Genomic DNA, 24,272 nt, shown 5'->3' on the forward strand with positions numbered 1-24,272 from the left:
TTGACTCTTCTTACTTTTCAGAAGCTTTGTCAGCGTTGCGGATAATTCAGGAAACCTCTGCACCAGATCTACTAGCGCAAAATCCGCTGATGGCATCGTTTTGCTCAGATGTTTGGAGTTTGTATGAGCAGATACTCGCATTGATGAATCTCGCCCAGATCGACTCTACATACTTTTCAGAGATACTTTTGCTCATACAGTTGATGGAAGATGAATCCGATCAAGTGAAGATATTGACTGAGTTAGCTCAACAACTACCTGAATCATTCCTGCCCCAAACTTACACTATTATCTATAGCATTACTCACAAGCCTTCCTGTGCTGAACTTCTTAGTATCTATCTTCCCCGTCTTCCCCTTGCCATCCTCTCACTCAGCAACTGGCAATCTCATCTCCATCTCCTCGCCCATCGAACCCGCGCTGACCTCATGCAAGACCTCGCCACACTGTACCCAGCGATCGTACATCTCGGCGGAAAAGAAGCCGTCCGAGGCATGGTCGATGCAATGCGTGATGTATGCAATCAATGGAAATGAACCAGTTCCGAAATGAGTCGAATCAATTAAACTTCTGATTTCTGCGCGATCGCATACAAAACATCAACTTCTAATGCGTGAACCTGATCAGTTCGCAGAAATTGTAGATTGGCTTGTCGCACTCGTTCCTTAGCATCTGGATCGAGTTGATCGATCGTCCCTCGGTAGCCCCCACCCAAACACATCGTCCACCAATCTTCAGATGTCGTTAAATCGTGGGTTTCCATTTCAGCGAAAACCTCAACCTGGGTTGCACCACCTTCTTCCAGTAAACCTCTAAGCGAATCAGGATGGCGAATTCGATCCCACGGCGTGAAGGACTTGACTAAATCCGGACGTTCCAATGCGATCTCATCCCAAAACACTCGATTCGCAGGCTCAAACACTCGCTCTCCCCAAGAAGTAATCGCAAGTTTCCCACCTGGACGCAGCATCCGCCAAAGCTCTCGAACAGCCGCCTGCATATCTGGAACGAAGAAGATTCCGAATACACACACGATCGCATCAAAACTTTCATCCGGGAATCCCAACGTCTCAAAATCTCCAGCCTGAAATTTGATATTTTCCAATCCTTGTTGTTGGGCTTTGTCACGCGCTAATTGCAAGAGCGATTCTGCAATATCAATGCCCAAAACTTGCCCTGTCGAACCCATACGAACTGCCGCAGAAATCGCAGAAGCACCAGACCCACAACATACATCCAAAACACGATCGCCTGGTCGCAATGCAAGGTGATTAATCGTCTGTTGTCCAAAACGATTCCAAAACGACAACGCTGGCGCATCAAAGTAATCTGATGCAGCATTAAATACAGCTTCTGCCCTGGCAAGTGCCTCTTCTTTACTCACTGAGTCCCTCCAAAAAAGCAAGCGGTTGATTCATCTGAGCCGCAAAACCTAGAATTGCGCGATCGCGGTGCTCATACAACAACTCACCTTGAGCATTAAACAAGAACGTTGCCCCGCGTTGAGTCAGATAAGCAGAATTTGGCACATAGGTCTTCCAATGACTCAGCACTTCCGTCATATTACGAAGTCGCAAGGTTGCTAGTTCAAACGGACGTTGAAAACCGCTGCCACCTGCCCACCGGAAAGTAGAACCTTTGAGTGGCGGGAGTGGTGCAGCTTTTACAGTCTCATCATCGCCAATCAACTGTGGTGCAGTGCGATCTCCGCGATATCCCCGAAATACTTCTGTTAAAGTTCCAGGACTCCCAATGCCTGCACACATAAGCAAGAGATTGAACCAGGCATTCTGTTCTGTCGAAAGCAATGGCAACTTGAGCGAGAGTCCCGAATACAATTCAAGCTGTTGGTGGAGTTCAGCAGTAGGGTCTACAAACAGACAATCGGGAGGAAAACCTGTGTATTCGCAGAATTTCTCGCCGGAAGCACGATCTCCAATGCCCACTGCTCGAACTGCAACTTCTGTCGATCTCAGCACTTCTGCCTCTCGCTTCAACCACCAAGCATATTCGAGGTTATCGAAATCGCCCAACTGCGACCAAATCAAAACCAGTTGCCGAGGCGCGTTACAGCCGTCTAAAATGGGCACGATCGCACCATCACTAATGCGTTGACGTTGGGTTTGAATCAAGTGATCGTACAACTTCATGATGCGAACCCGAAAGACTAAACAACTGACCTTAAGAAGTAAAAGTTTACCAAATTCAGTTGCAGTAGATTGCCAATCTGAAACCAATCGTGCCGATTCGCTGATATTCGTAAAACAACGAATTGCTCCTATGGCAGTGTTCTTGTTTCACTTGTCCATACAGAGTTCATACAATCGTCAGCACATTAGCATCTTAGTAATGTCTCTACCCACTGACAGTCTGATTCAGACAGTTTGGGCTGAAGTTGACGAGTATAGTCGATAGCTAGCTGATATCGTCCCTTGTCATACACCCAATGCAGTAAAGCTTGTAGGTCGAGCATTGGTTCTGCTTCACCTGGCACGATCGGAATCGGAATGATTGGAATCGGTTGACGCAATCCGAAAGCGTACAAATCACCTCTTGGACGCTCATGACCTCGACAGATCAGAATTCGATAGTCTCCAAGATGTTGACTCGCGATCGGAAACGCCTTGCCTCCTCGGAGTAAATCAATCTCAACGAGATTCGTCGCACTCGCCAACACCTGATTTCGTTTGCGTTCATAGGCAATTCTTCCCTCCCCAGTCCGCTTGTTTTTTGGAGATAGAATCTCCAAAACGGTGACGACGGTTCCCGTTGCTACCTCACGAATCTCTAGATACCGCTCATTCACTTCTTCAAGAATGGGAACGGTCACTTTTTCGGGCAAGACAGATAGCGAAGACTGAACCGTTGAGGAAATAGGCTCCACTTTGCTTGTCACGACTGCCACATCAGAAATGCCGACCAGCAAACTTTCATCGTCATCACTGAAGTAAGTCCGTTTCTCGATTTCGACACGATACTTTTGGCTGAGGTGATCTGTTGAGCGGCAAATTAATTGACTACTTCGACACATTATTTGTCACAACTATCGATTCGCTAAAGCTCTTATAAGATGAGATTTTTAGGCTTTATCACTCCCGTGCTCTCACCAAAACTTAACCCAAGTTTTTAGTACGTCCGAACCTAGACAAGTTAATATGTAAACTAACAGCGCCGCAGTTCAAGCTCTTTGAGTCGCTGAACTGTGAACAATGTGGGTCAGTTTGATCGTTTGACAACGATCAAACTGACCCTGGTAGCTGTGTGCCTTCGAGTCGCCATCTCACAGTTAAAGCTGTATGTAGGTGGGAAGTCATATCTGACGAATATCTGTTCTTCAGGTATAGCATAGGTGCGCTCCCGATTACGATAGGCAACGCTCTACCCCTGGCAACAGTGTGGTACAGATATGCACTTGTGGCAGCTACCGAATCGCCTCCGAGCAAGGAGGAACCCTCTCCAATTTTTTGGCAAACCAAAGCGAGGACAAAATCCCTAGGAGGTTCGCCAAATTGCTGAATCCTCTTCCCGATTGAATCGTACGAATCTGTGCTATTTAGACAACGCTTCAAGAAACTACTTTATCGAACTTGGATAAGAGGTTTGCCAAAGTAGAGTTTAGAAGCTGTTAAACAAAAGGATTCTAGGCGCTAGGAGTCGCAATCGCCCTCCTAGACATGGGTGGGTTGAAAGGTTTCAAACTCAGTCAGATAGCGATCGATCGCATGTCGCAATCGCCCTCCTAGACATGGGTGGGTTGAAAGATTTGAAAAACTTTCGAGCCTACTTTCTTTCGACTGTCGCAATCGCCCTCCTAGACATGGGTGGGTTGAAAGACGCGTCTGGTTTGAAGTCGGATTGCATTTTTGGCAGTCGCAATCGCCCTCCTAGACATGGGTGGGTTGAAAGTTCAACAACATCGAACCCGCCAGGTGTAATTGTGAGTCGCAATCGCCCTCCTAGACATGGGTGGGTTGAAAGCAAAAGTCGTCAAACTGACCTTGGCTACCTGTGATGTCGCAATCGCCCTCCTAGACATGGGTGGGTTGAAAGGAACATCACGGCATCCTCAGATGCAACTTGCTCAACGTCGCAATCGCCCTCCTAGACATGGGTGGGTTGAAAGATTTGCTTATCGTCAATCCAGTCTTCTAGCTCTATAGTCGCAATCGCCCTCCTAGACATGGGTGGGTTAAAGAACCGCATCCAACTAAATATCACTAGCTCGTCTGCGTCGCAATCGCCCTCTTAAATTTTAGATGTGGGTAGGTTGCAGAGTTTCCGCCAAGACTTCCAGAAATTATTGAACTTATTCAATAACTAACTTTCAGAGAGGGTTGAAAGGTGCATTCGATTCGTAATACATCGCGAAATGCTGAATAACTGAATAAAGTGCTGGACTGAGACGACAAATTAAATGTCCAATCTTTATTTTGACAAATAATGTGTCGCCACGGTCAAATAATGTGTCGCTCAACAATCTACTTAGGAAGCCGATGATGGGATTTGAACCCATGACCTTTCGATTACGAATCGAATGCACTACCACTGTGCTACATCGGCAAAAGGCCTCATGCAGTATAACAGATAATCGTTCGTTTCTGAAACAGAAATTGCAGAAAATTCCATCTCATGTCACGATCGACAAAAATCCTCCCTTATTATATGAGCCAGCAATCCGAACGTCTGAGACAATCCGATCCCGAAAAATATGCGCGGCTCAAAGCCGAAGCCGCTGCACCTTATCGAGGATTGCGGAAATTTATCTACATTGCATTTGGTGGCTCAGGCGCGATTGGAGCTTTCGTCTTTCTCGCCCAAACGCTGGCAGGACGAGATCTGGAAACGGCACTTCCAAATCTTGCCCTGCAACTGGGCGTAATTGCATTGATGGTCTGGCTCTTTCGATTCGAGAATCGTTCATCAAAATAGCCAGAACTCGAATCTAACGGGCAACACCCACCACGTAGGGAGAAGAAATCGCTTCAGCCTTACCTGCGCTCACTAACGCCTGATAGATAAATGCAGCAACTTCTGCGCGAGTTGCATCCCGATTGGGATTAAATTGTCCGACCGTCGGATAGTTCACCACGATTTGACGTTGAGTTGCCGCCGCGATCGGACTTCTTGCCCAAGTTGGAATCGAAGCTGCATCTTGGAAGCGAGACAGGAGCGACGGATCACCCGCTCCAAACTCTAATCCATTCGACAAAGCCACTAAGGACTGAACCTTCGGAATCCGTTGTTCAGGTCGGAACGTCCCACCCGGAAATCCTGCCATAAACCCACCGCGCGCAGCCGACTGAATCGCAGCAAAGCCCCAATATCTGCTAGAAACATCTGAGAAGTTGACTGCGGCATTCTTGGGAGCAGGGGCAAACGCTTTCAGCACGATCGCGGCAAACTGAGCACGCGTGACCGGATCATTCGGTTTGAATGTGCCATCTGGAAAGCCCGTAATAATCCCCCTTGATGCTAAAGCTTGGACATACTGCTGCGCCCAATGTCCTTGTACATCAGAAAAAGCGATTGCGCCACCAGGAGCAAAATTAATCAGACCTGCAATCTTTTTCTGATCCAGCTGATTCCCGATCGCAGTAAGAACATTCTGAGTCGTATTGTTAATATCGCGCCCTTTACTATTGCGGATCGTATTATTGCCAAGGCTTTCCGGTGTACCTAAATCAGGCTGAGCACTACTAAGAACTACAATGCCATCTTCGCTACTATCCGCAATCATATTGCCTCGGAGCACGGGTTTTGCAGAATCACCAATCACAAATCCACCCCGGTTTTTGACGATCTGATTGCCTTCAATCAGCGCCGTTGCTGTTCCATTAATCGCAAGCCCAAATCCCGTTTCAGTAAAGGAATTGTTCTTCACTTGACCGCTCGCAGCTCTCGTAATCGAGATTCCATTGCCTTGGTTTTTAACAAAAACATTGTCCGTTACAGTTGGGCTGGCATTCCCTGTAATAAAGACCCCTTCACGAACGCTATTGGCAAACGTGTTGTTTGAGATCGTGGGGCTACCTTCCTCTACCCAAATTCCGGTTCCACGCGAGTTTTCATTTGTTACCGTCACCCCGCGAACCTGGCTCCCTTGTGCCAACCACATCGATACATTTTGTTTTGCGAAAGAGCGACTGATAATATCGCCCCCTCCTTGAATGATCGTGGATTGACCTTTGGTTGCTTCATCTCCTCGAACCGTTACCCCTGCTTTAACAATCAAGGGAAAGACTTCGCCAGATTGAAGATTGTAAGTTCCAGGAGCCAATTGAACGATCGTGCCTGCGGTCGCTTGATCGAGGGCAAATTTCAGCGTTTTGAAGGGAACTGCCTCTGTCCGCCCGGCAGTGGTTTGATCCGTTCCTCTGGCAGGGTTAACGTATAAGATTGTCGTCCCCACAGTGTTGAGCGGAACGGTTAGCGTTTCTGGAGGTGGGGTGACTTGGGCTTTCAGCGCCGTTTGTCCACCGAGCCAGAGTAAGGAAATCAAGCCCAAGGGCGCGATCGCAAGAATTTTAGAAGTGCCTAGACGTGTCATATGTTCTCTATACAGGGAAGGGGGTGAATGCCAGGATTGACCTTGTATCTAATCGAAAATGACCAGCCTGGATAGATGCAAGTTCCCCAGGATTGGCTACTGAAATATACCGCAAGATTTCGGAAAGCGATGCACCAGAAATATGAAGGATTGATCGATCTTTGTAAGAAGAGTGCGATCGCATTTCTTCAGACGGTGGCAGATGATCGGTTTTCTCGGATACTAGAAGAGACGACAGCCAGTTGGGAGTCAGTGATGTTATCAAAAGGGTTTGAAATTGAGGTCTATACCGGCACACCTCAAGGAGATGTCGTCGGGATGTCTGATGAGATTGTTGCGGCGTTAGATGGGTTTGTCCGAGAACCCGATAGCCGCAATGTTGAATACACGACCCCGCCTTGTTTTCGATATGAGCGATCGCTGTGTGATTTGGTCACGCCTCGGCTGCGGTTACGTCAATTTTTAAAGTCAAAAGGTGATTACACCTTAATTCCAGGAAGTACATTGCCCTTAGCAGGACAGGGCGATCGGTTTTGGCGATCTGATCCAGCCAATCCTTATCATGATTATATTGAGAAGACTTACGGTACAAAAGTCGTTACTGCAAGTGTACATATTAATATTGGCATCAGTGATCCTGAAGTATTGATGCGAGCGTGTCGCTTAGTGAGAATGGAAGCGCCGTTGTATTTAGCCTTGAGCGCTGCATCGCCTTGGTTTAATGGCGAAATGACGGGGTATCATTCCACGCGCTGGGGACTGTTTCCGAAAACGCCTGCTCATGTGCCAATCTTTGAAAGCCATGCTCACTTTATTCGGTGGACAGAGGAGCAAATTGCGATCGGCACGATGCAAAATGTGCGTCATCTCTGGTCTGCGGTGCGTCCGAACGGTGATCGCCGTCCTTACAATTTGAATCGCTTAGAATTGAGAATTTGTGATTTAGTCTCTGATCCGATCGCGTTGCTGGCAGTGACTGCATTGTTAGAAGCTCGGCTGCAGCAATTGATTGCAGATCCCAGTCTTGATCCGTTGCAGCAGAGCAAGTTGAATGCAGAAGATTTAGTTGAAATTGCCAATGAGAATGAGGCTGCTGCCGCTAAATCCAGTTTGGATGCAGAGTTGAGACATTGGCAAGACGGACAGCCGATTTTGGCGCGCGAATGGATTGAGCAACTGTATGCTGAGACGTTTGCGATCGCGAAAAAAGCAGGCTTTAGCTGTTTCTTGCTGCCTGTGAAGAAGATTCTCCGCGAAGGCAATGAGGCACAACGCTGGATCAAACTGAGCGAACAAGGCTTGAACAATCGAGAAATCCTGGTGCAATCGATTCAAACGATGCAACTGCGAGAAAAAGAACTCGAAGGGCAAATTTGCCAATCATTGGTTGCTTAGTAATCGCGATCTGGTTTCGACGACAAACGATGTCGATCTTGTTGAGTTGTAACTGCTCAAGAGAGTGGGGAGTAGGGGGTAGGGAGCAGGGAACTACCAAAAGAACTACTCCCCACTCCCCACCTGATTTAGGACTACCACATTAGATCCAAATGTTGATCGAAGCTGATAATTTGTCCTTTTTTAGCGAATTTTCACGATCGAGATCGCACGGTACACTTACAGGCAAAACCTGTAAGTTGTTTACGCAGCAAGCTCATGATGCATCATCGTTTTGATCGGCGGATGCTGATCCGGCTATTCGCGCTCCTCTCAATCACGGGAACCATTGCCGCTCTTTTGCCTCTACCAAATTTTGACTCGCAAGCGAGATCGGTCGATTCGATGACTCCATTGCGTCAATCTTTATCCGGTCTGTACGGCAATTAATATTAATTTCTGTGGGCTGCTGCTGCCAAAACCGTAGCATAGGGAGTCTCGTGGAGATGAGCTTTACCGACAGAGCCAAATAATTCTAGTTTCTCAAGAATCACATCTTGCATAGCTGCGATCGCTTCCCCGGTCACTTCTAGTAAGTCCTTCTCCTGCTGCCCACAAATCTCATCTTTGAGTGCCTGCATATACGCCTGCCGGACTTCGGTATTGACATTAAACTTACACACCCCAAGTTGAATCGATCGCGCGATCATCTCGGCAGGCAACCCAGATGCACCATGCAAAACGAGAGGAATGTCGAGTAACATCCGAATCTGTTCTAAGCGCGGAAAATCTAAGCGGGGCGGACTTTTATATTCCCCGTGAACATTCCCGATCGTCACTGCCAAAGCATCAACATTCGTCGCTTTGACAAATTCGACAGCTTGCTGAGGATCAGTCATTTTTGCTTCTTTTTCAGCGATCGTTAATCCGTCTTCTGTGCCGCTGATTCGTCCAATCTCCGCTTCGACGATCGCATGATAAGAATGAGCCAATCGCGTCATATGGCGCGTAAATTCTAGATTTTGCTCATAGGGAAGCGGCGAGCCATCCGCCATAATTGAGCGCACACCGTCTTGCAAAACCCGATCGATATCTTTCACGGAAGTACTGTGATCGAGATGTACTGAAATGGGCACAGTTGCAGCTTCTGCGGCTTCTAAGCACAGAGCAACTAGAGGAGAGCTGCCGTATTTCAAAGCGCTTGGATGTAATTGCAGCATGGCAGGACTGCGGCTGATCTCTGCGGCGTTGATCACTGCTTTTACGCCTTCGAGATTGTAAACATTGAACGCTCCGATCGCAAAAATATTTCGGCGAGCCGTTTCCAAGAGTTCCCGTGTCGAAGTCAGCATCCGTTGCGGCTCCCGATAGAATTAAGACTAGACCGAATTGTACGATAAGACTTTGCAGTTTAAAAAAATCGTTATGCCTGAATTGCCAGATACCTTAGAAGATGCGATCGCGCAAGCCCAAATCGCGACCCAAGCGGCTCTAGAAGCGGGTTATACCCGGTTACAAGTCGAACTCGTGTTTCCAGAGTTGAAACCAATGCCGATCGCAGAGCAATTCATTACGATGTTTCGCGATCGCGGTGCAGGGCTGAAACTCTTTTTCACAGACTCCGGGATTGCTGCACTCGCAAAACGAGATTGGGGCGACTTACCCCACCAAATCCGCAGCTTAGATGTTGCAGGCTCCCGGCAGACGACCCCCGTTACAGAACAAGTTGATCCCGAAGACGAACTTTACGTCTTTGTTTCTCCGAGTGCCGTGGAAGTTCCCCCAGTCGAGCAAATTTGCAATGCCGCCGGAGAACGCCCAGTGATTCTGCTCAATCCAAGATTAGAAGACGTCGCAACAATCGGCATTGGCTATGCAGGACGGCAACTGAGACAGCGATTTTTAGACACGATCGAGCCTTGTTATTATTTGCGTCCGCTGGATGATCAATCCGCAATTTTTCGCTGCTATCCGTCCCCTTGGCAAGTCTGGTATGCGCCTGATGGCACTTATGAACTGATTGCCGAGGAGCGCGATCGCCCTGACTCTGAGAAACTCGATGAAATTTTTGCCAAAGCATTAGGTCAATCGGCAAAACCAAGTTTATTCGCCGGATTGCAACAATTCATCAAGGCGTTAGGAAGATAAAGTTCCCATAGAAAATCCGCGTTTCAGTCAAATTTCAGTCAACTTTAGAAGTGGACAGGGCATAATTGTGGCATACGCTCAGATCCGTATGCTCAGTTTCTGCTGTGTAATTTCTAGTCTTACTGTTTCCTAAGGACGATCGCATGAGTCAGCAACCCACCCGTCGAATCGTGATCGGTGATGTTCATGGTCACTACGATGGCTTGATGAATTTGCTGGATACCATCGCGCCGGAAGCGTCGGATCAGGTCTATTTTCTAGGGGATTTAATCGATCGAGGTCCGCAAAGTTATCAAGTCATTGAGTTTGTTAAAAACAGTCCTTACCAATCTTTACTTGGAAATCACGAGCATTTGCTCCTCGAAGCGTTTCCCAATGGGCAAGTGTATGCACCTGCTTTGCAGGCTTGGCTTCAAAGTGGCGGACGAGCAACAGTTGCAAGTTATACCGATATGGACGTGCTTGTCGAGCATGTGCAGTGGATTCGCACATTACCGACTTATTTAGATTTGGGGGATGTCTGGCTAGTTCATGCTGGAGTCCATCCTGAAATGCCGCTCGAACAGCAAGGATATGCTGAATTCTGTTGGATTCGCGATGAGTTTCATCGCTCGACTCAACCTTATTTCTCAGACAAGGTGATTATTACTGGACATACGATCACTTTTACTTTTCAAGGCGTTGTACCGGGAGCGATCGCTCGGGGGCAAGGATGGCTTGGCATTGACACAGGCGCGTATCATCCTAAAAGCGGCTGGCTGACTGCCTTAGATATCGATAATGCGATCGTGCATCAGGCAAATATGTATACCAATCAGGTGCGGACACTGGGGCTTGATGAGGTCACAACCAAGATCGAACCTCAGCCTAGAGGGCGGCAGGTTTTAAAGCGGTAATCGTTCAGCGTATTTGTTTTGCGAAGCTGGGAAATGGGGGAGTAGGGAGATGGAGAGAGGGGAGTAGCAATCCTATTTCGGATCTTCCTCCTCTCTCTATCCCCTTATCAGATTGACTGTATAACGGCTACTCTCGCGTTTTCAGACTTTCAAACTTCTATCGAAGCCGCGCCCGATAACTTGCGGGATCAAGTCCTGCCGTTCCCGAACCGGGATTTTGGCGAATCAGTTGTTGCATTCGAGTGATGCGATCAGACGTGGCTGGATGATTTGCCAAGAACGTTGGAGGTGAAGCAGAATTCAACAGCTTGCGCATAAAGGTGACTGCTTCAGATTGAGCATATCCTGCCCGTCCCATCATGCGAACTCCTCGCGCATCCGCATCGTACTCATCGCGGCGACTATTCGGCAAGCGCAGCGCGACTTGTACCCCTAGATTTGCGATCGTACTACGATCGAGTCCCCCTGCTGCCAATAACCCTCGCTGCACTGCTGTTTGGCGCATTTGGTTGAGCGCATGTTTTCCAGCAATATGTCCGATTTCATGTCCAATGACGCTGGCGACTTGAGCTTCATTATCCGCTGCATCCAACAAACCGCGATGCACATAGACAAAACCGCCCATCGTTGCAAATGCGTTAATACTCTTTTGATCGACGACTTGGAACGTATAGGGAATATTCGGTCGATCGCTATTGGCTGCGAGTTTTTGACCAATTTCATTGACATAAGCGGTGAGTTTCGGATCTCTGACCAGTCGGACTTCTTGAGTCGTTAACTGATTATTAATTTGCCGACCATAATCGACTTCTTGACTATCCGACAATCGAGACAGTTGATTCGCTTGGATGATTTGAATCCCACCTCGAAGCAGATCAGTCCAAGAAATAGCTTGTGCGAGCATGGGCTGACCGAAACAGATGCCAGCCGCGATCGCGATCGATAAAACGGGATATAGCCAACGGCGACGCAGTATTTTTGTAATCATAGGAGAGCGTGAAAAATGCGTGAGGCGCTAAACAGTAGGACGCAACGCGACTCGATTTAGTTGCATCGTTTAGGCAAATTTTCGACAAATTTGCTGATACGGCTGAGTCGAGTCATGCTAATCTTGACAGGCGTTGCATGGCAAACACACAACGTACACGACATCTAGACATCTTAACTATGGCTATTGTGGATTCTCAAGGTCGATTATTCGGGAAAATCAGCATCCTAGATGTGGGTGCAGCACTAGTAATTTTACTGGTGGTGGTTGGAATCTTTGTCTATCCCGGACCAACAGGGGCAGGAGCACAAGGCGCAAGACAGCCTGTAGAAGTCGATGTTGTGGTACGTGGACTGAGCGCGTCAAATCCTAAAAGCTTTATTAAAGTTGGCGATACGACGAACATTCTGGTGCGAAAGCAGCCGTCTGGCAGTGTCAAGCTCAAAGAACTGAGATTTTTGCCTCGGACAGTGGCAACGCCTCAGCCTGATGGAACGTTGAAGGTATTTCCCGATCCGCGTCCAGAATTGGCATTAACGAATGACATGCTAATGACGTTGACGAATGAAGTCCCAATCGTAGACGGCACTCCTGTATTAGGAGGTGAAAAGGTCAAGGTTGGAACGACGATCGAGCTAGATGGTCCGACCTATACCTTTGGTACGACTGTTGTTGCCATCCGCATCAATAAATCCTAGACCCGATATTCAAAGACTGGGTGCTAGGCTGAAGTCAGTAATCATTCTAATTTTCTTCGCGTAGCTCCCAGCCTGTGACTTCTCCTTTCTCATCCGAACGCCTTTTATTCACGCCTGCAACTCCTCAAGCAGACGCAATTCCGCTTATTTTTGCTTTTCCTAACGAATACAGTGTTGGCATTACCTCACTCGGATATCAAGTTGTTTGGGCAACCCTTGCAGCGCGATCGGATCTCGATGTTGCGCGTCTGTTTACGGATATTCATGAGCCTTTGCCTGCGAATCCGGAATTGCTTGGATTCTCAATGTCCTGGGAATTAGATTATGTAAATATTCTGGGCGTTTTGGAATCATTGGAGATTCCGATCTGGAGCCGAGAGCGGAGTCATTCTCATCCGATCGTATTCGGAGGCGGCCCCGTGCTGACGGCGAACCCCGAACCTTATGCAGAATTTTTTGATGTCTTTTTGCTAGGTGATGGAGAAATTCTTCTCGACGCATTTATCCATGCTTATCAAGAAGTCAGACATGCCGATCGAGACACGCAGTTAAAGCACTTGGCAAGGGTTCCAGGCATCTATGTGCCGAGTATGTACCAAGTGACCTATCAGAGTCCTGATGGTGCGATCGCATCAATTACCCCGATCGATGCCACAATTCCGGCGCAAGTTCAGAAACAGACTTATCGAGGCAATACTCTTTCTGCGTCGAGTGTTGTGACTGAGAAAGCCGCTTGGGAAAATATTTTCATGGTGGAAGTAGTGCGCAGTTGTCCAGAAATGTGCCGCTTCTGTTTAGCCAGTTATTTAACCTTGCCGTTTCGAGTTGCAGATGTTGAGGATTCATTGATTCCCGCGATCGAGCAAGGGCTAACAGTTACAAATCGCCTAGGGTTACTCGGCGCATCTGTGACTCAGCATCCCGAATTTGAAAGCTTATTAGATCATCTGAATCAACCTCAATTTGATGATGTGAGAATTAGTCTGTCTTCTGTTCGCACCAATACGGTGACAGAAAAGCTAACACGAACGTTAGTAAAACATGATGCGAAATCGATCACGATCGCAGTCGAAAGTGGGAGCGATCGCGTTCGGAAAATTGTCAATAAAAAACTCGAAACCGATGAGATTGTCCAAGCGGCTGTGAATGCGAAAGCAGGCGGGCTAAATTCGCTGAAACTCTACGGAATGGTAGGAATTCCAGGAGAAGAATCTGAGGATGTGGAACAGACAGTCGCAATGATGCGATCGCTGAAAAAAGCTGCGCCTGGATTGCGATTAACCTTGGGATGCAGTACGTTCGTGCCCAAGTCTCATACTCCATTTCAGTGGTTTGGAGTGAATCCGCAAGCTGAGAAACGCTTGCAAAGTTTGCAGAAACAACTGCGATCGAATGGCATTGATTTTCGACCTGAAAGCTATAACTGGTCTGTGATTCAGGCGCTATTGTCGCGCGGCGATCGTCGATTGTCGAAGCTTTTAGAATTGACGCGCCATTACGGGGATAGCTTGGGCAGCTATCGGCGAGCGTTTAAGGAATTGAAAGGGCAATTGCCGGATTTGAATGATTATGTCTTCGATCGTTGGACAGTCGATCGGGTTCTGCCTTGGAGCCATTTACAAGGAGCATTACCGCAAAGCACCTTAGAAAAGCATATGGCATCAAGCTTTCCTGAGCCTTTAGCGGTTGGGCATTGAGCCATTTCGCAATTAGGCAAAGAGACTGAAAAGAAAGTTGATGAAAGAGACTATCGAATCCAAGCTTTGCGAGTGTGTCAAAATTTTAGGTAACTGAGTTCATCGTCTCTCTGATAAAGAACCTTATGATAGTTCTCCCCCACTTGAAATGGACGATCGAGGAATACCACAGGTTAATCGAGCAAGGATTCCTAGCCGATAAAAAGGTTGAGCTTTTACGTGGAGAGATTATCGAGATGGCTCCAGAAAGCCCTGATCATGAGGATTCTAACAGCGAGGCACATGAATATCTCCTCCTGCTTTTGGGCGATCGGGCGAAAGTCAGAAATGCCAAGCCGATCACCTTACCCAATGGAAGTGAGCCTGAGCCAGATATTTCAGTCTGTGAGCGTCGAGAATACAGATCTCACCATCCTTATCCTGAAAACATCTTCTGGCTAATCGAATACTCAGACTCCACGTTAAAGAAAGATTTAGAGATCAAGTCAAAGATTTATGCTGAAGCAGGAATTCAGGAGTACTGGATTGTCAGTATTCAAACCCACGAGTTGATCGTCATGAGAGATCCTGAAGGTGGAGAATATGAAACTGAATTCCGAGTAAAAAGCGGCACTCTCAATCCTTTGGCATTTCCAGAGTTAGCGATCGATGTGCTAAGAATCATCAATCCTTGAGTTTAGAGTTCGCGATCGTTCTTCTTAATCGATTCAAATCTTAAGAATTTTTGAAAACAAGGAATTGAGTCCGATATCAGTCCTTAATTGCAATCGATTCAATTTTTCCAATTCTTGTAAGATTGAGATAGTGCTGATTTTGCTATGATTTAGAAATTCAGCGCGGGTATAGTTTAGTGGCAAAACGAGACCTTCCCAAGGTTTAGTTGCGAGTTCGATTCTCGCTACCCGCTTCCAAAAAAAAGCCTCCAGCGCGACAAACCGGAGGTTAGCAGAATTTTTAATCTTTTCTAATCTTCATGAGATACTACGCAGCATGAGCGACCACGGCATGTTTGACCAATGTGCCAATCTCACGCTGAATCGGCAGAACATTGAGCGTATCCAACGAAGCGCAATATTTCAGATCTTCGAGGCAATCCAATCGGAGCAACCGCTTGCCGTGGCTGGCATGGTACATCAAACCGAGCAGATTACTTTTCCACTGTTGATACAGCGAAATTGCACCAACCATTTCGTCATTGCCAATCAATTCTTCTAGAGAACAACCCAGTCGCTCAGCCACACTTTGGACGATCGCACCAGCACACACCGTATCTTCTAGCGCAAAAGACCCTTCCCATCCTGCACCGACAATCCAAACAGTTTCCGGCTGATGTTCAACCAAATAATCAACAACGGCTTTGCGGTTAATTAATGCTGCCGCCAGTACTGTTGGCGAAGCTTGAATCTTTTGCAGAGCACGAGTGCCATTCGTCGTACTGATGAACAGATGACGACCCGTCATTAATTCAGGAGTACAGTCAAGTGGAGAATTTCCTAAATCACAGCCCTCGACTTTACTGCCGCCCCGTTCTCCTGCCCGAAGCCGTTTTTCGGGCGGAAGGGCTTCACTTTGGTGCATGAGTTTGTCCATATCGCTGAAGACATGCACAGCATCCGCACCTGAGGATAGCGCCGTTGCGATCGTACTTGTGGCTCGAAGAACATCAATCGCGATCGCACAATCCGCAGCGTTTTGGGTTGGGGTCAGTTCGGGCGTGTGGAATACAGAGAATTTCATGATTGTAGAGAAATTAGGACTGCGATGAAAAAATCAAAAATTGAAGAGGGTCGCAGACTTCAGAATACTAAATGCTTGGAGAAAATGTGAAACATATCTTAGCGGTTCACTATAGAGTCAAATCAATAGTAGTCCGAAGTCGTCATTGGCTGCACAGTATGAAGCAACGCTGCGAGTTCACATTCGTATTGTAAAATCCCACAGTTGGCTGCCGTGTCGATCGCCGAATCGCTGCAAAATCCAAAACAGCCTCCGTATTCTTACTAAAACTCTGGATGATTTGAGACAAAATAATACTGAGTGGGAACTTTAAGACTGTGCAAAGCTGGTGCGAAGATTCCGCAAAGTTACGGAAACCTTTAACCGCTATCCCTTCCTGTTGATGTCTAAAGTTCTGGTGTTTTTTTGACGGCTATGAAATGGCTCGTTTCAGAAATGGAATCGGACTCTCGTGTAGTGAGTTCTGACCCCTAAAATGCAGAAAATCTATGCTCTGCTGTTTGAGAACATCCAATCTCTGACCGTAGACGTATTCATTTGTGGCACTAGGGCAGAAAGAATTCAGTTAGCGAGTCGGTAACTTTAGTTCATAGACATGTGAGGATGGCATGAACGCTCGTACATCTCTAAATGGTAGTTCCCTAAATACTCAAAAGAACCGTGCAGTCATTTCTGGGCGTGCTGCGGCTCCGAGCCGTCGATCGTCCAATCCTACCCGGTTCAACGCTCAGCGTTCTTCGCGTCCAACGACTTGGCTTGACGCTTCTGCTCAAGATCGCCTACTTCGGCGGCGATCACTCTCAGAAGCTCGACAAGGCAATTATGTAGAAGCGATCGCTGGATTGACCATTTTGATCGATCGCAATCCTAAGAATGCGCTGGATTATAACAATCGAGGTTTAGTCCATTTTCAATGCGGTGATCAAGATGCCGCGCTCGAAGACTACAACAAAGCGATCCAACTCAATCCTCGACTCGCAGGGGCTTATAATAATCGCGCCAATTATTATGCGGCTCAAGGAGAATTAGAAGCCGCGATCGCAGATTATGACATGGCAGTCGATCTTGACCCTACCAATATTCGAGCTTGGTTAAATCAAGGCATTACCTTTCGGGATTTGGGACTATACGTAGACGCGATCGAAAATTTTGAACACGCTCTGCAAATCAAAGAATTAATGTCGATTAATCTCGACGACAATTCGATATTGGAAGCCCACATTTATGCAGCCCGAGGAAGAGCGCACCATTTAGTAGGCGATTGGAATTTCGCGATGGCTGATTATCGCCGGGCGCTGAATTTGATCCCAGAATCTGAGATTTCGGGTAATCGAGTGCGATCTCAGGTGAATAATTGGATCAAAGCACTCACAGATTCCTAAAAATATGGAAGACAACACAACAATTTCAGTCTGTATTGGCACATTCGACCCATCGGGAATCCCAATTACGATCACCCGCCATCTGAGCGACTGTGCCACAGTTGCATTTCAAGCCATCACACTGAATTTATTGCTCGCACAGACATTTAATCTTGACCCAGCTGAAACTGTTGAGATTCACCACGAAGGTGGATCTGGAATCCGCATCAATCGTACGCTAAAAGGATTTATCGGCTACGCCGGAACTTACTCAAACAACTCTTAAGCAAGTTACGATCTCGACTTTCTGAAGAAAATGTAGTTAGAGAAGCACTCTGTCTCAGAGCGATTTAAAGTGGATGAGCGCTACAGGCAAGTCAGATTCTTCACTTTGAAAGAGACTAGGAGCAATCTACATATGAGAAACCGTCGTCAATCTCGCTGCCGCCGTAGAGATCAGCATATTTGTCCAATCTGTTGCATCGTGCCGCCTCATATCACCGATCGCATCATTATCAATGGAACTGAGACTCAGCGCGATTGGGCATTACAAAATCTTCGGGTTTCAGAACAGTTTCGAGGACGGCGGGAAGTCATAGGTGCAGCCATCCAGCCTTTCCTTGTCGCTGCAAATGAAAAACGTCGAACAATTTATAACGCAGCAAATAGAACAAGGTTGCCTGGGAGAATCGTACGGGGAGAAACATCTCCAGCCGTATCCGATGTTGCAGTTAACGAGGCATTTGATGGGTCAGGAGCCGTCTATGACTTTTTCAAAGAGGTCTATGAGCGTGACTCGATCGATGACTATGGAATGCGCCTCAATTCGACAGTTCATTACGGGCAGCGCTACAATAACGCCTTCTGGAACGGTAGCCAGATGGTCTATGGCGATGGCGATGGGGAATTGTTTAATCGCTTTACGATTTCGCTGGATGTGATTGCTCATGAATTGACACACGGCATTACTCAAACTGAAGCAGGACTGGTTTATCAAGGACAGTCAGGGGCCTTGAATGAGTCTTTTTCGGATGTATTTGGCGTTTTAGTCAAGCAGAAAGTTTTGAATCAGACGGCAGATCAGGCTGATTGGCTGATTGGAGCCGGATTGCTGACTGCTAAAGTCAATGGCGAGGCATTGCGATCGATGAAAGCTCCCGGAACAGCTTATGACGATCGAGTGCTCGGCAAAGATCCCCAGCCTGCAGAGATGAAAAATCTCTACAAAGGAACAGCAGACAATGGCGGAGTGCATATCAATTCTGGAATTCCCAATCGCGCCTTCTACCTAGTAGCATCTGCCTTAGGCGGATATGCCTGGGAAAAAGCGGGCAAGATTTGGTACATTGCCTTGACCGAGCGGTTACGGACTTCATCGAATTTCCAAGACGCAGCGCGGGCAACCGCAACGATCGCATCTGAGTTATACGGCATAGATAGCACAGAGCAACAAGCCGTTCAAAATGCTTGGAGAACCGTTGGAGTGATTTAAATTTCAGAGGGAAAGATGAAAGTCACGCTAGAGCAGAGTGGCGGGTTCGCGGGGTTAATGATCATGAGAACCATCGATACTCAGGATCTTTCCCTGTCTGAAGCGCAAGAACTAGAACAATTAGTCAAAGACGCAGATTTTTTTCAACTGAATTCGGTCATCGATCGCGCTCCTCAGCCCGATCGGTTTGGATATCAGTTATCGATCGAAACTGATGAACGATCGCACACGATCCAAGTTAGTGAGACGAATATGCCTGCCCAATTGCGTCCATTAATGGCATGGGTACAAGAAAAAGCGCACTGATCCTTGGGATTAGATAAAGGCAGTACAGAAATCGAATCGAAAGCCTCTAGAATGGTTTGGATTTAGAAAGAAGAGCGTAAATTTACTATGCCCCGTCGCCAAGATCTGCACAAAATTTTGCTCATTGGTTCCGGTCCGATCGTCATCGGGCAAGCCTCCGAGTTTGATTACTCTGGGACTCAAGCCTGTAAAGCACTGCGAGACGAAGGATTTGAGGTGGTTCTAGTGAACTCAAATCCGGCGACAATTATGACCGATCCCGAAACCGCCGATCGCACTTATATTGAACCCCTGACTCCTGAGTTAGTCGAGCAAATCATTATTAAAGAACGCCCGGATGCACTATTGCCGACGATGGGCGGTCAGACTGCGCTCAATCTTGCCGTCTCGCTGGCAAAAAGTGGCGTGTTGGAGAAATATAACGTCGAATTGATCGGAGCAAAGTTACCTGCGATCGAGATGGCGGAAGATCGCAAATTGTTCAAAGAAGCAATGGAGCGGATCGGAGTCGGGGTCTGCCCATCCGGACTCGCAGAAACGCTCGAAGAAGCAAAAGTGATCGGGCATCAGATTGGATCATATCCCCTGATTATTCGTCCTGCGTTCACACTCGGCGGATCAGGCGGCGGCATCGCCTATAACCAGCAAGAATTCGAGGAAATTGCTCAGTCGGGGCTGGATGCAAGTCCGGTTTCGCAGATTCTCATCGAAAAATCGCTGCTCGGTTGGAAAGAGTATGAACTCGAAGTCATGCGCGATCTCGCCGACAACGTGGTGATTATTTGCTCGATCGAAAACTTAGATCCGATGGGGATTCATACCGGAGATTCGATCACCGTTGCCCCGGCTCAGACCTTGACTGATAAAGAATATCAACGGCTCAGAGATGCCTCGATCAAAATTATTCGCGAGATTGGAGTCGAAACAGGCGGATCAAACATTCAATTCGCAGTCAATCCGGTGACGGGTGAAGTCGTTGTGATTGAAATGAATCCGCGCGTTTCTCGTAGTTCGGCATTGGCTTCTAAAGCGACAGGATTTCCGATCGCAAAAATGGCAGCCAAACTCGCTGTCGGATATTCCCTGGATGAAATTCCGAATGACATTACCAAGAAAACCCCTGCGAGTTTTGAGCCGACGATCGATTATGTCGTCACCAAAATCCCCCGCTTTGCCTTTGAGAAATTCCCAGGATCTCAACCGTATTTGACGACGCAAATGAAGTCGGTGGGTGAGGCAATGGCAATGGGTCGAACCTTCCAAGAATCGTTTCAGAAAGCGTTGCGATCGCTCGAAACGGGTCGCGCAGGTTGGGGCTGTGATAAGCCGGAAAAACTGCCGAGCTTAGAACAAATTCGCGCCGGATTGAGAACGCCGAATCCCGATCGAATTTTCACCGTGCGTCATGCCATGCTGATGGGAATGCAGAACGATGAAATCTATGAATTGACGAACATTGATCCCTGGTTTCTCGATAAGTTGTCTGACTTGCTTGAAACTGAGAAAACCCTGAAGCGGTTGACGCTCAAAGAGTTGACGCAAGAGAAAATGCTTGCGATTAAGCAACAAGGGTTTAGCGATCGTCAAATTGCGTATGCTACAAAATCGACTGAAGACGAAGTTCGGGCTTACCGCAAATCCTTGAATGTGACTCCGGTTTACAAAACCGTCGATACTTGCGCAGCTGAATTTGAAGCCTTCACTCCCTACTACTACTCTACCTACGATGCAGAGAATGAGGTTGCCCCCTCAACTCGACGGAAAGTGATGATTTTAGGAGGCGGGCCGAACCGCATCGGACAGGGGATCGAGTTCGATTATTGCTGTTGTCATGCGTCTTTTGCGTTGCGAGAAGACGGGTTTGAAACCATTATGGTCAATTCCAACCCTGAAACCGTTTCGACCGACTACGACACCAGCGATCGCTTATATTTCGAGCCGCTGACCAAAGAAGATGTGTTGAACATCATCGAAATGGAACAGCCGGAAGGGGTGATTATTCAATTCGGAGGACAAACGCCTTTGAAATTAGCGGTTCCCCTCGCTGCATTCCTCAAACAAGGCACAGTTTCGACCAAAATTTGGGGAACGTCGCCGGACTCGATCGACACGGCTGAAGACCGCGAACGCTTTGAACAAATCCTGCGCGAGTTGAACATTCAACAACCTGCAAACGGGCTTGCACGGGATTATTCCGGTGCGAAGAAAGTTGCGCGTGAGATTGGTTATCCGGTCGTCGTGCGCCCAAGCTACGTCTTAGGTGGGCGAGCGATGGAGATCGTTTACTCGGACACTGAGTTAGAACGGTACATGACGTATGCAGTTCAAGTGGAGCCGGATCATCCGATTTTGGTTGATCGGTTTCTCGAAAATGCGATCGAAGTCGATGTGGATGCAATCACCGATCAGACCGGTCATGTCGTGATTGGGGGCATTATGGAACACATCGAACAAGCTGGAATTCACTCTGGAGACTCAGCCTGTTCGATCCCACCTGTCACTTTAAAACCAGCCGTTCTCGATCAGATTCGGACTTGGACAGTTCAACTTGCGAAAGCCTTGAAAGTGGTTGGCTTGATGAACATTCAGTTTGCGGTGCAAGGGGATCAAGTCTATATCATTGAAGCAAATCCGCGCGCCTCTCGAACGGTGCCGTTTGTGTCGAAAGCGATCGGGGTGCCACTGGCAAAAATGGCAGCGCGAATCATGTCCGGCAAAACCCTGGCTGATTTGAACTTTACGCAGGAAATCATTCCACAGCACATCTCAGTCAAAGAAGCCGTTCTCCCCTTCGAGAAATTCCCTGGAACCGATACAATTTTGGGTCCAGAAATGCGATCGACGGGCGAAGTTATGGGGATCGATTCTGATTTTGGGAAAGCCTATGCCAAAGCAGAACTCGCTGCCAGTCAGCGTTTGCCGCGTCAAGGCACCGTGTTTGTGTCGATGAACGATCGTGAAAAAACAGCAGTTGTTCCGGCAGTCAAAGAGTTGATGGAGCTTGGCTTTAAAGTCGTTGCAACTGCTGGAACTTGCAAAACGCTAAAAGAACATGGGCTAGATGTCGAACTCGTACTCAAACTGCATGAAGGCAGACCGCATGTACTGGACTCTATCAAAAATGAGCAGATTCAGTTGATTATCAATACTCCTGCAGGACAAGAGGCGCACGAAGACGATCGCTTAATCCGACGAACAGCATTGACGTACAAGATTCCAATGATTACCACGATCGCAGGGGCAAAAGCGACAGCAGCAGCGATTCGATCAATGCAGGCTGAGGCTTTGACTGTAACGGCTTTGCAGGATTATTTACGTCGATGAGCGAGAAGAGAGCGGGGAAGGGGGGAATAGAAAGCCATTAGGCTTGATACGATTTTTTAACCTCCCCACTCTAATCTTCTGCCAAAAGATAGATGCCTATTCTAAGAGCGATCGCGTATGCCTATATAACGATTTGCGGCAAACCCGGATATAAATCTAACCGCGATCGCCCTTCATTTCTCAACTGTGCTCTTAATATTATTTAAAGGTTTCCTCAGTCAGATTGTCATATTCGATCGAGGGCAGAAACTTGGCTAAACTCCTCAATTCTGTTACAGATAAGACATTCGTAAAGTTCGTTTCTGATACCGTATTGGCTAAGGCGTGCTTCGCTGAGCCGATTGGCATCTAATCCTCCTTTAGCAAGATTTTTTTCTCAGTAACTTTACAAGACTTAACACAATAAGAGATAATCTTAATATAACCATTCACCTAGACAAATCTAATAAAGGTCAAAAGCGGCACACAGAGTTTACGAGTTTTCGCCATGTCTTTGACACATGGCTATGTAACCATTTCCTAGCGAGGCTGTTTTCAGCCTAAGCTTAGCGCACTTCATAGCAACCACTTTCTAGCCGTGTCCACCTTCATTTAGATTTCTGAATTTACGCGCGTTCGAGCGTCTGACATTTCACCCAATTGCCCACACCCATCGCTTTCTGATCTTGATATGAAAACCGCTCAGACTCCAACTGATTCCGTCCGTGCTTATCTCCGCGAAATTGGTCGCGTCCCACTGCTGACCCATGAACAAGAAGTGCTCTATGGAAAACAGGTACAGCGATTGGCGATCGTCAATTCGGTCAAAAATGCCTTAATCGAGAAGTTAGGGACAAGCCCTGATGACGCGACTTGGGCACAGGCGGCTGAAGTTTCAGAAACCGAGTTGCGACAGATTTTAGCGGAGGGAGAACTCGCAAAACGTCGCATGGTTGAGGCAAATTTGCGGTTAGTCGTCTCTGTGGCGAAGAAGTATACCAAGCGCAATGTCGAACTGATGGATTTAATCCAAGAAGGAACGATTGGGATGCAGCGGGGGGTCGAAAAATTTGATCCCACCAAAGGCTATCGATTCTCAACCTATGCGTACTGGTGGATTCGGCAGGCAATTACCCGAGCGATCGCAGAAAAGGGGCGAACGATTCGCTTACCGATTCATATTACCGAGAAGCTCAATAAGATTAAAAAAGCACAGCGTAGCCTGTCTCAACGCTTAGGTCGAGCAGCAACGCTAGGAGAACTCGCCACCGAATTAGAATTGCCGATCGCACAAATTCGCGATTATCTAGAACGCGCACGAGTACCCTTATCGCTCGATCTGCGAGTTGGGGATAATCAGGATACAGAATTAGGGGAACTGCTAGAAGATCCAGGCATGTCGCCCGAAGAATTTACAGCACAGACTTCGCTAAAGCTAGATTTAGATGCGTTGATGTCAGATTTGACTCCGCAGCAACGTGAAGTCTTAGCGTTACGTTTTGGCTTAGAAGATGGCAAGGCGTTGACCCTGGCGAAAATTGGCGATCGCTTAAATATTAGCCGAGAGCGAGTCCGTCAGATTGAGCGCGAAGCGTTGACGAAATTGCGGAAGCGGAAAGGGGATATGGGGGAGTATTTGGCGAGCTAGAAAAATTGGGGAGTGGGGAGTAGGAAAAGCCTTTCGAGTTTTCATTGAAGGTAAGAGCGTTTCTCCCCACTCCCTAC

Annotated in this window: 23 protein-coding genes, 2 tRNA genes and 1 CRISPR repeat array; of the genes, 16 read left to right on the plus strand and 9 right to left on the minus strand. The window is 47.5% G+C overall.

Annotation, left to right across the window (positions count from 1 at the left end):
* Positions 1-203: 203 nt before the first annotated feature.
* Positions 204-536 (plus strand): hypothetical protein, encoded by a 333-nt coding sequence (locus OU814_RS09575; protein ID WP_268182273.1) that lies wholly within the window; start codon positions 204-206, stop codon positions 534-536.
* A gap of 26 nt (positions 537-562) precedes the next feature.
* Here OU814_RS09575 and OU814_RS09580 read toward each other — a convergent pair whose 3' ends face one another.
* The 4 genes from OU814_RS09580 to OU814_RS09595 all read right to left on the minus strand — a co-directional run bounded on the left by OU814_RS09580 (position 563) and on the right by OU814_RS09595 (position 4,560).
* Positions 563-1,384 carry a class I SAM-dependent methyltransferase gene (locus tag OU814_RS09580; protein ID WP_268182274.1) on the minus strand — a complete coding sequence of 274 codons (822 nt, stop codon included), beginning with the start codon at positions 1,382-1,384 and terminating at the stop codon, positions 563-565.
* The gene (locus OU814_RS09585; RefSeq protein WP_268182276.1) at positions 1,377-2,150 is read right to left on the minus strand and encodes a peroxiredoxin-like family protein; all 774 of its coding nucleotides are present in this window, start codon (positions 2,148-2,150) and stop codon (positions 1,377-1,379) included. The genes OU814_RS09580 and OU814_RS09585 overlap by 8 nt, the downstream gene beginning before the upstream one ends.
* A 185-nt stretch (positions 2,151-2,335) precedes the next feature.
* Positions 2,336-3,031: a DUF4058 family protein gene (locus OU814_RS09590; RefSeq protein WP_268182278.1), complete on the minus strand. Its 696-nt coding sequence runs from the start codon at positions 3,029-3,031 to the stop codon at positions 2,336-2,338.
* A gap of 622 nt (positions 3,032-3,653) precedes the next feature.
* Positions 3,654-4,196: direct repeats of the CRISPR family, unit length 37 nt; unit sequence GTCGCAATCGCCCTCCTAGACATGGGTGGGTTGAAAG.
* A 292-nt stretch (positions 4,197-4,488) separates the two neighbouring features.
* Positions 4,489-4,560 (minus strand) — tRNA-Thr (locus OU814_RS09595).
* A 69-nt stretch (positions 4,561-4,629) separates the two neighbouring features.
* Here OU814_RS09595 and OU814_RS09600 point away from each other — a divergent pair.
* The gene (locus OU814_RS09600; protein WP_225885719.1) at positions 4,630-4,929 is read left to right on the plus strand and encodes a DUF3493 domain-containing protein; all 300 of its coding nucleotides are present in this window, start codon (positions 4,630-4,632) and stop codon (positions 4,927-4,929) included.
* A 13-nt stretch (positions 4,930-4,942) separates the two neighbouring features.
* Here OU814_RS09600 and OU814_RS09605 read toward each other — a convergent pair whose 3' ends face one another.
* The gene (locus tag OU814_RS09605) at positions 4,943-6,547 is read right to left on the minus strand and encodes a DUF1565 domain-containing protein (protein WP_017285718.1); all 1,605 of its coding nucleotides are present in this window, start codon (positions 6,545-6,547) and stop codon (positions 4,943-4,945) included.
* Positions 6,548-6,622: 75 nt separating this feature from the next.
* On the opposite strand from OU814_RS09605, the gene gshA reads away from it, so the two are divergent.
* Both gshA and OU814_RS09615 read left to right on the plus strand, forming a co-directional pair.
* Entirely contained in the window at positions 6,623-7,942 is a 1,320-nt protein-coding gene (gshA, locus tag OU814_RS09610; protein WP_326498295.1) for a glutamate--cysteine ligase, read from the plus strand.
* A 258-nt stretch (positions 7,943-8,200) separates the two neighbouring features.
* Positions 8,201-8,371, plus strand: coding sequence for a hypothetical protein (locus tag OU814_RS09615; protein ID WP_154660817.1), 171 nt, complete (start codon positions 8,201-8,203; stop codon positions 8,369-8,371).
* Positions 8,372-8,373: 2 nt separating this feature from the next.
* Here the strand turns inward: OU814_RS09615 and OU814_RS09620 are convergent, their stop codons facing one another.
* On the minus strand, positions 8,374-9,273 hold the full coding sequence (locus OU814_RS09620) for a class II fructose-bisphosphate aldolase (protein WP_190650924.1): 900 nt from the start codon (positions 9,271-9,273) through the stop codon (positions 8,374-8,376).
* Between the two features lie 73 nt (positions 9,274-9,346).
* Here OU814_RS09620 and OU814_RS09625 point away from each other — a divergent pair, with 73 nt between their 5' ends.
* Positions 9,347-10,069 (plus strand): DUF1995 family protein, encoded by a 723-nt coding sequence (locus tag OU814_RS09625; protein ID WP_017285722.1) that lies wholly within the window; start codon positions 9,347-9,349, stop codon positions 10,067-10,069.
* 143 nt (positions 10,070-10,212) lie between these two features.
* Positions 10,213-10,965 carry a metallophosphoesterase family protein gene (locus OU814_RS09630; protein ID WP_268182285.1) on the plus strand — a complete coding sequence of 251 codons (753 nt, stop codon included), beginning with the start codon at positions 10,213-10,215 and terminating at the stop codon, positions 10,963-10,965.
* 157 nt (positions 10,966-11,122) lie between these two features.
* Here the strand turns inward: OU814_RS09630 and OU814_RS09635 are convergent, their stop codons facing one another.
* Positions 11,123-11,953, minus strand: a complete 831-nt coding sequence (locus OU814_RS09635; protein ID WP_268182287.1) for a M48 family metallopeptidase — start codon at positions 11,951-11,953, stop codon at positions 11,123-11,125.
* Positions 11,954-12,132: 179 nt separating this feature from the next.
* Between OU814_RS09635 and OU814_RS09640 the strand changes: the two genes are divergently transcribed.
* The 4 genes from OU814_RS09640 to OU814_RS09655 all read left to right on the plus strand — a co-directional run bounded on the left by OU814_RS09640 (position 12,133) and on the right by OU814_RS09655 (position 15,255).
* The gene (locus tag OU814_RS09640) at positions 12,133-12,651 is read left to right on the plus strand and encodes a DUF4330 domain-containing protein (RefSeq protein ID WP_017285725.1); all 519 of its coding nucleotides are present in this window, start codon (positions 12,133-12,135) and stop codon (positions 12,649-12,651) included.
* A 74-nt stretch (positions 12,652-12,725) separates the two neighbouring features.
* The gene (locus tag OU814_RS09645; RefSeq protein ID WP_268182289.1) at positions 12,726-14,348 is read left to right on the plus strand and encodes a B12-binding domain-containing radical SAM protein; all 1,623 of its coding nucleotides are present in this window, start codon (positions 12,726-12,728) and stop codon (positions 14,346-14,348) included.
* 125 nt (positions 14,349-14,473) lie between these two features.
* The gene (locus OU814_RS09650; protein ID WP_268182291.1) at positions 14,474-15,022 is read left to right on the plus strand and encodes a Uma2 family endonuclease; all 549 of its coding nucleotides are present in this window, start codon (positions 14,474-14,476) and stop codon (positions 15,020-15,022) included.
* A gap of 162 nt (positions 15,023-15,184) precedes the next feature.
* Positions 15,185-15,255: transfer RNA gene (locus tag OU814_RS09655), tRNA-Gly, on the plus strand.
* A gap of 74 nt (positions 15,256-15,329) precedes the next feature.
* On the opposite strand, the gene OU814_RS09660 is transcribed toward OU814_RS09655, so the two are convergent.
* Entirely contained in the window at positions 15,330-16,085 is a 756-nt protein-coding gene (locus OU814_RS09660) for a 2-phosphosulfolactate phosphatase family protein (protein WP_017285728.1), read from the minus strand.
* A gap of 608 nt (positions 16,086-16,693) precedes the next feature.
* Between OU814_RS09660 and OU814_RS09665 the strand changes: the two genes are divergently transcribed.
* From OU814_RS09665 to carB, 5 genes are all read left to right on the plus strand, one after another.
* Positions 16,694-17,467 carry a tetratricopeptide repeat protein gene (locus OU814_RS09665; protein ID WP_017285729.1) on the plus strand — a complete coding sequence of 258 codons (774 nt, stop codon included), beginning with the start codon at positions 16,694-16,696 and terminating at the stop codon, positions 17,465-17,467.
* A 4-nt stretch (positions 17,468-17,471) separates the two neighbouring features.
* Positions 17,472-17,732 (plus strand): hypothetical protein, encoded by a 261-nt coding sequence (locus OU814_RS09670; protein WP_017285730.1) that lies wholly within the window; start codon positions 17,472-17,474, stop codon positions 17,730-17,732.
* Between the two features lie 132 nt (positions 17,733-17,864).
* Positions 17,865-18,938 (plus strand): M4 family metallopeptidase, encoded by a 1,074-nt coding sequence (locus tag OU814_RS09675; protein ID WP_268182294.1) that lies wholly within the window; start codon positions 17,865-17,867, stop codon positions 18,936-18,938.
* A gap of 15 nt (positions 18,939-18,953) precedes the next feature.
* On the plus strand, positions 18,954-19,244 hold the full coding sequence (locus OU814_RS09680) for a protealysin inhibitor emfourin (RefSeq protein ID WP_268182296.1): 291 nt from the start codon (positions 18,954-18,956) through the stop codon (positions 19,242-19,244).
* Between the two features lie 87 nt (positions 19,245-19,331).
* Positions 19,332-22,568, plus strand: a complete 3,237-nt coding sequence (carB, locus tag OU814_RS09685; protein WP_017285733.1) for a carbamoyl-phosphate synthase large subunit — start codon at positions 19,332-19,334, stop codon at positions 22,566-22,568.
* A gap of 198 nt (positions 22,569-22,766) precedes the next feature.
* Here carB and OU814_RS09690 read toward each other — a convergent pair whose 3' ends face one another.
* Positions 22,767-22,916 carry a hypothetical protein gene (locus tag OU814_RS09690; RefSeq protein WP_268182299.1) on the minus strand — a complete coding sequence of 50 codons (150 nt, stop codon included), beginning with the start codon at positions 22,914-22,916 and terminating at the stop codon, positions 22,767-22,769.
* Positions 22,917-23,238: 322 nt separating this feature from the next.
* Between OU814_RS09690 and OU814_RS09695 the strand changes: the two genes are divergently transcribed.
* A complete protein-coding gene (locus tag OU814_RS09695; RefSeq protein WP_190650944.1) occupies positions 23,239-24,195 on the plus strand; it encodes an RNA polymerase sigma factor, RpoD/SigA family in 957 nt (318 codons plus the stop codon).
* Positions 24,196-24,272: the final 77 nt, after the last annotated feature.

It is taken from the genome of Leptolyngbya sp. GGD, assembly GCF_026735145.1.
GTDB lineage: Bacteria > Cyanobacteriota > Cyanobacteriia > Leptolyngbyales > Leptolyngbyaceae > Leptolyngbya > Leptolyngbya boryana.